Raw genomic sequence first — 1,554 nt, forward strand, 5'->3', positions numbered from 1 at the left:
TGTAGTCGGTAATATAGAATGCAGAGTTTTTGGTAATTAGGAATACAGTATTTTTGGCAAGAATGGTGCAGAGAAAATGGCACTAACAAATACAGAGTCCGATTCAAAAGTAGGTTAATATTTTTATGTTTCAAAGAAAGTTTTCCGGTTCTGTAACCTGAAACTTTCTCCGGTAAGGTTAACCACTTCACACTTAAAAAGCAACCTGTCTAGCAGTGCCGTAGCAATGACTTCATCCTCCAGCATTTTTGCCCATTCTGTTGGTTTTTTGTTCGTAGTAACTACAATTGAAGTTGACTCATAAACGTGGTTTATAAAGTTGAAAAAGGCCACTGCCATGTTCTTTTCCAATGGAAAAAGCATAATATCATCAAGCACGAGCATATTGGCTTTAGTTAACCTGTTATATTCAAGCATTTGCGATTTTACAAAGTCTTTTGTTCGGAGCGTATTTATAATCTCATCCATCGACCTGAAATAGGCTTTATAACCAGCTTTGACCGCATCACGGCACAATCCTGCCGCTAAATGTGTTTTTCCTGTTCCCGAGGGGCCCATTAATACCATGTTAAACAATTGATCCATCCAGTTTAGCTCTCTGAGCTGCGCCAGCCTTTCGGTCCTAAGCCCATTCTTTTCCGGATCGTAATGTTCAAGATCATTGCTTCTGGGCAATCCTGCTGCCTTCATCCGCTTAGCCTCATCTTTTTGCTGGCGGTGTTCTGCCTCGCTCTTTAATAGCTTCAGGGCAAACTCCATAAAGCCGATCCCGTTTTTTTCGGCATCGTTCACTATGCCATCCAACTTTACACCCATGCCTGTCAGCATGAACTTACTGCAAAGCTGCCTGATCTCCTGTTTTTGTACTTCCATGATTTCTGTTTTTATTATGGGGCCATATTGAATGGCCCCGTTCTGCTATTTTTGATTGAATATTTCATCGTAGTTATCCAGATCACTTTGTTGTGGAACGGTGTCTGCATTTCTGCGGCTTTCACCACTCAATGGGTTCAACTGGATTATTTTTACTTCAGATGTATCTTCAGCTTTATTCTCCCTGAGCATACTCTTTACAATTGCCTTGAAGTCTGTTGCACTTACAATGTTGTGGCTGCAAGCATAATCCAATGCACGTGAGGCAATCTGGGGATCCAGACCAATTACCGTGGACCTCAATAACTGAATCTGATCGCGAATATATCTGGGTTTGTCGTTTCTGATCTGACTGAGCCAGTTTATGGCTTTGAGTTTGTTTTCCATCAGATTACAGAAGTCCTCCATCATTTCCACAATAGCGGTTTCTTTGTCCCGGCCATGGTCCCTGGAAAGGATTTTCTGACCTTTGAGAAGGCAAAGCTCGTGCCTGCATATTTCAGTGTGGCTGTGATCCATAATGATGATCTGCTCATAGGTAACCTTGAGTAAAACAGTTTTTGCTTTTTTATAAGTGCCCAGTGGAACGCTGTAAACATTGCTTTTATAAGAGATCTTGTTATCCTTATGAACGGTATAGGCGGGATATTCCGGTGGCTTGGTCTGAGCTGGCTGCCAGGG

The 1,554-nt window shown here is 42.0% G+C and carries 2 protein-coding genes; both read right to left on the bottom strand.

Features of this window, described 5'->3' with window-relative positions; translation table 11 throughout:
• Window positions 1-123: 123 nt before the first annotated feature.
• A complete protein-coding gene (gene istB / locus BMX11_RS24020; protein WP_090890149.1) occupies window positions 124-873 on the bottom strand; it encodes an IS21-like element helper ATPase IstB in 750 nt (249 codons plus the stop codon).
• A 45-nt stretch (window positions 874-918) separates the two neighbouring features.
• A partial coding sequence (locus tag BMX11_RS24500) for a Mu transposase domain-containing protein (RefSeq protein WP_217643914.1) occupies window positions 919-1,554 on the bottom strand: 636 nt, incomplete at its 5' end.

The sequence above is a fragment of the Pedobacter rhizosphaerae genome, from assembly GCF_900111155.1.
GTDB classification, from domain to species: domain Bacteria; phylum Bacteroidota; class Bacteroidia; order Sphingobacteriales; family Sphingobacteriaceae; genus Pedobacter; species Pedobacter rhizosphaerae.

Coding starts and splice junctions, on each gene's coding strand:
- istB (WP_090890149.1), bottom strand. CDS start 873: ATGGAAGTACAAAAACAGGAGATCAGGCAGCTTTGCAGTAAGTTCATG.